We start from the raw sequence: 7,478 nt of genomic DNA on the forward strand, positions 1-7,478 counted from the left end.
CAGCCAAACTGACAGAGCGACGGAGCGTCCATGAACCACGAAACCGATCTTGATCTCGACTTCGATCTCGATCTTGCGCTGCTGAAATCCATCGCGGGCGACGACGTCGCCGCGCTCGCCCCCGACCGCGCGATCCCGCGCAGGCCGCCCGGCGCGGCCGCGCCGCTGTCGTTCGCGCAGCAGCGCCTGTGGTTCCTGCACGCACTGAACGAAAGCGGCGGCGGCTACACGATCGGCAGCGCGTTCCGGCTGCGCGGCACGCTCGACGAGGCGCTGTTCGTCGAATGCGTGAACGAACTGGTGCGCCGCCACGACGCGTTGCGCACCGCGATCCGCGTGCGCGACGGCGTGCCCGAGCAGCACGTGTGCGCGCCCGGCAGCGCCGACGTCGCGGTCGAGGACTGGAGCGGCCGCGCCGACGCCGCGCGGCACGCGACGCTCGTCGACGCGGCGCGCGCGCTGTTCGCGACGCCGTTCGATCTCGCGGCCGGACGCCCGTTCCGGCTGCGCATCGTGCGGCTGTCGGCGCACGAGCATGCGGTGCTGATGCATCTCGATCACCTGTTCGGCGACGCGACGTCGATGAGCATCCTGCTGCGCGAGCTGATCGGGCTGTACGATGCGCGGCGCGCGGGCCGCCCGCACGCGCTGCCGCCGCTCGGCATCACCTATGGCGACTTCGCCGCGTGGCAGCGCGCGGGCGGCGAGGACTGGGCCCGCGAACGCGCGTACTGGCGCACCCAGCTTGCAGACGCAACACCGCTGGAGCTGCCGCTCGACGGCACGCGCGGCGTCCGCCCCACCAAACGGCGCCACGCGGCGCCGGCCGAGCGGCTGCTGTCGGCCGCGATTCCCGCCGATACCGTGGCGGCGCTCGAACGCATCGCGCGCGACGAACGCACGACGCTGTTCGCCGTGCTCGTCGCGGGCCTGATGGCGCTGCTCGCGCGCCATGCGAGACAGGACGACGTCGTGATCGGCACGTCGGTGTCCGGGCGCGATCGCATCGAGACGCAGGCGCTGGTCGGCTTCTTCGCGAACATGGTCGTGCTGCGCGGCGACCTGTCCGGCGATCCGGGCCTGCGCGAGCTGACGCGCCGGCAGACGGCCGTGATCCGCGACGCGATGAGCCACGCGGCGCTGCCGTACGACAAGCTCGTCGACGAGCTGCGCGTGCCGCGCGAAGCGGGCCGCAATCCGCTGTTCCAGGTCGCCGTCACGATGCTCGACCAGGCGCCCGACGCGACCTTCGCGCTCGGCGGCCTGACGGTCGAACCGATCGTCGCGCAGGAAGCGTCGCGCTTCGATCTCGAACTGTTCTTCGCGCGCGACGGCGACGGGCTCGCGCTCGCGTTGTCGTTCGACGCGGACCTGTTCGAGCGCGCGTCGGTCGAGCGGCTGGCCGCGCAGTTCGGCACGCTGCTCGAACACGCGGCGCGCATGCCCGATCTGCCGGTGTCGAGGCTCCCGCTGTCGAGCGAGCCGGCGGCGGACGACGCGCCGCGCGCCGCCTGCGCCGACGCACGCTTCGAGCCCGTCTGCGAACGCGTGCGCGCCCACGCGCTCGCCCGGCCCGACGCGGTTGCGCTGCGGTTCGGCGACGCGACGCTCGATTACGGCACGCTCGACGCCCGCGCCGATGCGCTCGCGCACCGGCTCGTCGACGCCGGCTTCGGCCCCGGCGCGCGCGTCGGCCTGTGGTTCCGGCCCGGCTTCGACACGATCGTCGCGATGCTCGCCGTGCTGCGCGCGGGCGCCGCGTACGTGCCGCTCGATCCCGGCTATCCGGAAGCGCGCGTGCTGACGCTGCTGGAAGACGCGCGGCCCGCCGTCGTGCTCACCGAGCGCGCGCTCGCGGCGACGCTGCCCGCCGCCGCGCACGCGAACGCGGCGGTGTGGTCGATCGACGACGACGTCGCGAGCGCGCCACCCGTCGCGCCGGGACCGCTTCCCGCGCCCGACCCCGACGCGCTTGCGTACGTGATCTTCACGTCGGGCTCGACGGGCCGCCCGAAGGGCGTGTGCGTGACGGCCGGCAACCTCGCGCGGCTCTTCACGTCCACGGCGCCGCTGTTCGGTTTCGACGAGACCGACGTGTGGACGCTGTTCCATTCGAGCGCGTTCGACTTCTCGGTGTGGGAGATCTGGGGCGCGCTCGTGCACGGCGGCGAGCTCGTGATCGTGCCCGAGGCGGTGCGCCGCACGGCCGACGCGTTCTACGACCTGCTGTGCGACGCGCACGTGACCGTGCTGAACCAGACGCCGTCGGCGTTCCGTCAGCTGATCGCCGAGGAGGAGCGCAACGGCCGCGAGGCCGAGCTCGCGCTGCGCCACGTGATCTTCGGCGGCGAGGCGCTGGAGCTGTCGAGCCTGCGCGGCTGGATCGACCGCCACGGCGACGACGCGCCGGTGCTCGTCAACATGTACGGCATCACCGAGACGACCGTGCACGTCACCTACCGGCGCATCACGCTCGCCGACGTGCGCGGCCGCAACGGCAGCCTGATCGGCGAGCCGCTGCCGGACATGACGATCCGGCTCGTCGACCCGCATCTGCAGCCGGTGCCGCCCGGCATGGTCGGCGAGATCCTGGTCGGCGGCGCGGGCGTCGCGCGCGGCTATCTCGGCCGCGACGCGCTGACGGCCGAGCGCTTCATCGTCGACGCCGCCGGCAACCGGCCCTACCGCAGCGGCGACCTCGGCCGCCTCGACGCGCACGGCCGGCTCGAATACCGCGGCCGCGCGGACCAGCAGGTGAAGCTGCGCGGCTTCCGGATCGAGCTCGGCGACATCGACGCGGCGCTGCGCGAGCATCCGGCCGTGGCCGATTGCGCGATCGTCGTGGCGGGCGCGGGCGACGCCGCCCAGCTCGCCGCGTATGCGGTGCCGCGCGACAGCGGCGGCGGCACGGGGGACGCAGCGCCCGACACCGCGCCCGGCTGGCGCGACAGCTTCGACATGATCTACAGCGCCGACGCGGCTGACGACGAGCTGCTCGACATCGTCGGCTGGACCGACAGCTACGACGGCGAACCGATCCCGCGCGACCAGATGCGGATGTGGCGTGACGAAATGCTCGCGCGCATCCGGGAACGGCCGCCGCGCCGCGTGCTCGAGATCGGCAGCGGCAGCGGCATGCTGTTGCTGCCGCTCGCCGCGTCGTGCGAGCGCTTCGTCGGGCTCGACTTCTCCGCGCAGGCGATCGCGCGGCTCGGCCGCGTCGTCGAGCGGCGCGGGCTGCGCACGGTGACGCTCATCGAGCGGGAAGCCGCCGCGCTCGACGGTCTCGATGCCGATTTCGACACGATCGTGATCAACTCGGTCGCGCAGTACTTTCCCGACGCCGCGTATGCGCTCCGCGTGATCGAACGCGCGCTCGACCATCTCGCGCCGGGCGGCCGGCTGATCGTCGGCGACCTGCGCAGCCTGCCGCTGCTGCAGCAGTTCCACGCGACGAAGCTGCTGCGCCGCACGGACGGCGCACGCGACCGTGCCACGCTGCGCGCGCAATTGAACCGGCTCGTCGAGCAGGAGCCCGAGCTGCTGTTCGATCCGGCGCTGTTCGATGCGCTCGCCAGCCGGCGCGACGATGTGGCCGATGTCGACGTGCGGCTGAAGCACTTCGCGAGCGGTAACGAACTCGCGTCGCACCGCTACGACGCGATCATCACGAAGACGGGTGTCGAAACGGGTAGCGACGGGCGCGCCGGCGCCACGCCGCGCGACGTCGGGGCGGCGGCCGTCGCCGATCTCCGCGCGCTGTGCGACGACGCGCGGCGCGCCGAAGCGGGCGTCGTCGCCCGGCGCATTCCGAATGCCCGCGTCGCGCAGGCGAATGCGTTCGTCGCGTGGCTCGACGCCGATGACGATGGCGCGCCGCTGCCTGAGCACTTCGCAGCGAACGCGCGCGACGAAGCGATCGATCCGGCGGCCGTCGACGCGGCGGCGGCGGCCGCGGGTGTGGCGTGCCGGCTGCGCTGGTCGGCGAACGACGCGCACGGCGCATTCGACGCGTTCGTCGGATCGCTCGCGGCCGCACCCCGCGCATCGGCGGCGCCCGACCCGCGCGCCGCGTCGCTGTCCGACGACGACGATCTGCTGCGCTTCTTCAACGTGCCGTTCCGCCAGGCCAGCGACCTGCCGCGCACGCTGCGCGCGCATCTGCAAAAGCGCCTGCCTGCGCACATGGTGCCGTCCGCCGTGGTGCTGCTCGAGCGCCTGCCGCTCACGACGAACGGCAAGCTCGACCGCGCCGCGCTGCCGTCCGTGCAGCAGGCGGCGGCCGTCGCGGCCCCGAGCGCCGACGACACGCGCGACCCGGCGACCGCGACCGAGCGGGTGGTCGCATCGGTCTATGCGGACGTCCTCGGCATCGCGTGCGTCGGCCGCGCCGGCCACTTCTTCGAACTCGGCGGCCATTCGCTGCTCGCCACGCAGGTGGCCGCGCGGCTGCGCGACGAACATGGGATCGACCTGCGGCTGCGGACGATCTTCGACCATCCGACCGTGCAGGGCCTCGCGGCGGCGATCGATGCGGCCGCGGATGCGGTCGAGCCGGACGGCGTGCAACGGCTGGCCGACCCGAGCGGTGAGCCGCCGGCCGAACGGCCGGGCACGCCACCGGCAAGCGGGCGCGACGACGCGCTCGCCGCCTCGCCCTCGCCTGCGCAAGCGGCCACGCCCACCGCCGGTCCCGCCGCGCCGCTGTCGTTCGCGCAGCAACGCTTCTGGTTCCTCGACCGCCTCGCGGGCGGCGACAGCGCGCTGTATCACATCGCGTCCGCGCTGCGCCTGCGCGGGCCGCTCGACGTCGCCGCCGCGCGGCGCGCGATCGACGCGATCGTCGCGCGGCACGACAGCCTGCGCACGACGTTCGCGCTCGAAGGCGACGCACCGCGCCAGCGCGTGCATGCCGACTGGCGCCCCGAACTGCGCATCGTCGATCTCGCCGGCGCGGACGACGCGGCGCTGCGCGACGCCGCGCGCCGCTTCGCCCGCGAGCGCTTCGATCTCGCCGCCGCGCCGCCGCTGCGCGTCGGCCTGCTGACGCTCGGCGCGCACGACGCGCTGCTCGTCGTCGCGATGCATCACATCGTCTGCGACGGCTGGTCGCTTGGGCTGTTCGCGCGCGAGTTCGCGCACGGTTATGCGCACGACGCGCCGCTCGACCCGCTGCCGTTCGGCTATGCCGACTACGCGTCGCGCCAGCGCGCGGCGGCGTCCGGCGCGCGCCTCGACGCGGCGCTCGCGCGCTGGCGGCAGCGGCTCGCGGGTGCGCCCGAAGCGCTCGCGCTCGCGACCGACCGGCCCCGGCGCGCGCAGCGCAGCCACGCGGGCGGCAAGGTGTCGTTCACGCTGGACGCCGCGGAAACGGCCGCGCTGCGCGCGCTCGCGCGGCAGGCCGACACGACGCTGTTCGTCGTGCTGCTCGCGGGCTACGCGTGGCTCCTCGCGCGCGACGCGGGCCAGCACGAAGTCGTGATCGGCAGCCCGATCGCGCAGCGGCCGTCGCGCGACGCCGAACGCATGATCGGCTGCTTCCTGAACACGCTGCCGCTGCGCTGCGACTTCCACGGCGAGCCGAGCGCACGCGAAGCACTGGCCCGCCTGCGCGACGTCGTGCTCGACGCGTTCGAATGGCAGGACGTGCCGTTCGAGACGATCGTCGCCGCGTCGGGCCAGGCGCGCACGCTCGACCGCACGCCGCTGTTCCAGGCGATGCTGGTGCTGCAGAGCGCGCCGCAGCATGCGATGCGGCTGCCGGGGCTCGCGATCGACGCGTTCGACGACGACGAGACGGCCGCGCAGTTCGAGCTGACGCTGTTCGCGCACGAGGACACGGCGTCCGGGCAACTGCGGCTCGACTGGCAATACGATGCGGACCTGTTCGACCGCGACACGATCGACGCGCTGGGCGCGCGGCTGCGCAGGCTGTACGCCGATATCGCCCGCGTGCCCGACGCGCCGCTCGCGCGGCTCGACGGCCTCGACGACGCGGCGCGCGCGCAACTGCTCGCGCTCGGCGACCGGCGCGCGGCGCGGCTCGACGCGCCGCTCGTGCATGATGCGATCGCGCGCCACGCGCGCGCCACGCCCGACCATCCGGCGCTCGTCGCCGCCGATCGCACGCTCGGCTATGCCGAACTCGACGCCGCCGCGAATCGGCTCGCGCGCGCGTTGCGTACGCGGGGCGTCGGCGCGGAAACCGTCGTCGCCGTCGCGCTCGAACGCTCGATCGACGCCATCGTCGCGCTCGTCGCGATCCTGCGCGCGGGCGGCGTGTACGTGCCGGTCGATCCGGAGCAGCCGCCCGCACGCGCGGCGACGATCCTCGGCGAGGCGCGGCCCGCGCTCGTGATCACGCGCGCCGCGCTCGCGCCACGCTTTGCCGATGCGGCCCGCGCGGTGCTGCTCGTCGATCGCGACGCAGCCGACCTCGCCGCGCACGATGCGTCGCCGCTCGATTCGCCCATGCATCCGGATGCGCTCGCCTACGCCCTCTTCACCTCCGGCTCGACCGGCGTGCCGAAGGGCGTCGCGATCAGCCATCGCAGCCTCGCCGCGTCGACGGCGGCGCGGCTCGCCGCGTACCCGCGTGTGGCGAGCATGCTGCTCGTGCCGTCGCTCGCCTTCGACAGCTCGATCGCCACGCTGTTCTGGATGCTCGCGAGCGGCGGCACGCTGCACCTTCCCGATGCCGACGGCGCGCGCGACCCGCGTGCGCTCGCGGCCACGGTCGAGCGCGGCCGCGTCGCGGGCTGGCTCGGCGTGCCGTCGCTGTACAAGCTCGCGGTGGACCTGTGCCCGGCGGCGCTCGCGCCGCTCGAAGTCGTCGTGCTCGCGGGCGAGACGCTGACCGCGAACGTGGTCGACGCCCACTACCGGCACGGCCCCGCGTGCCTGCTCGCGAACGAATACGGACCGACCGAGGCGACCGTCTGGGCCAGCGTGCAGTTCGTGAGCCGCGTGCCGGCCGGCGCCGCGCCGATCGGCGCACCGGTCGCGGGCAGCCGGCTCGTCGTGCTCGATGCACGCGGCGAACTCGCGCCCGTCGGCGTCGAAGGCGAGCTCTACATCGGCGGCGCCGGCGTCGCGCGCGGCTACCTCGGCCGCCCCGGGCTCACCGCCTCGCGCTTCGTGCCGGACCCGTTCGCGCACGGCGAACGGCTGTACCGCACAGGCGACCGGGTCCGCTGGCGCCGCGACGGCACGCACGACTTCATCGGCCGGCGCGATGCGCAGGTCAAGCTGCGCGGCATCCGCATCGAGCTGACCGAGATCGACGCCTGCCTCGCGTCGCATCCGTGGGTCCGGCAGGCGGCCGCACGCGTCGTCACGCACGACGACGACCGCCAGGAACTGATCGCCTACGCGGTGCTGACGGACGACGCCGGCACGCACGACGCAGCCGACACGCTGCGCGCGTATCTCGCCGCGCACCTGCCTGCCGCCGTCGTGCCGGCGCGGGTGCTCTGTCT

At 74.2% G+C, this 7,478-nt stretch carries 1 protein-coding gene; it reads left to right on the top strand.

Features of this window, described 5'->3' with window-relative positions; all coding sequences use genetic code 11:
* Positions 1 to 30: 30 nt before the first annotated feature.
* On the top strand, positions 31 to 7,478 hold a 7,448-nt coding region (locus GD429_RS32935), incomplete at its 3' end, for a non-ribosomal peptide synthetase (protein WP_152863423.1).

Origin of the sequence: Burkholderia sp. BE17 (genome assembly GCF_009362305.1) — a bacterium.
GTDB lineage: Bacteria > Pseudomonadota > Gammaproteobacteria > Burkholderiales > Burkholderiaceae > Burkholderia > Burkholderia pyrrocinia_C.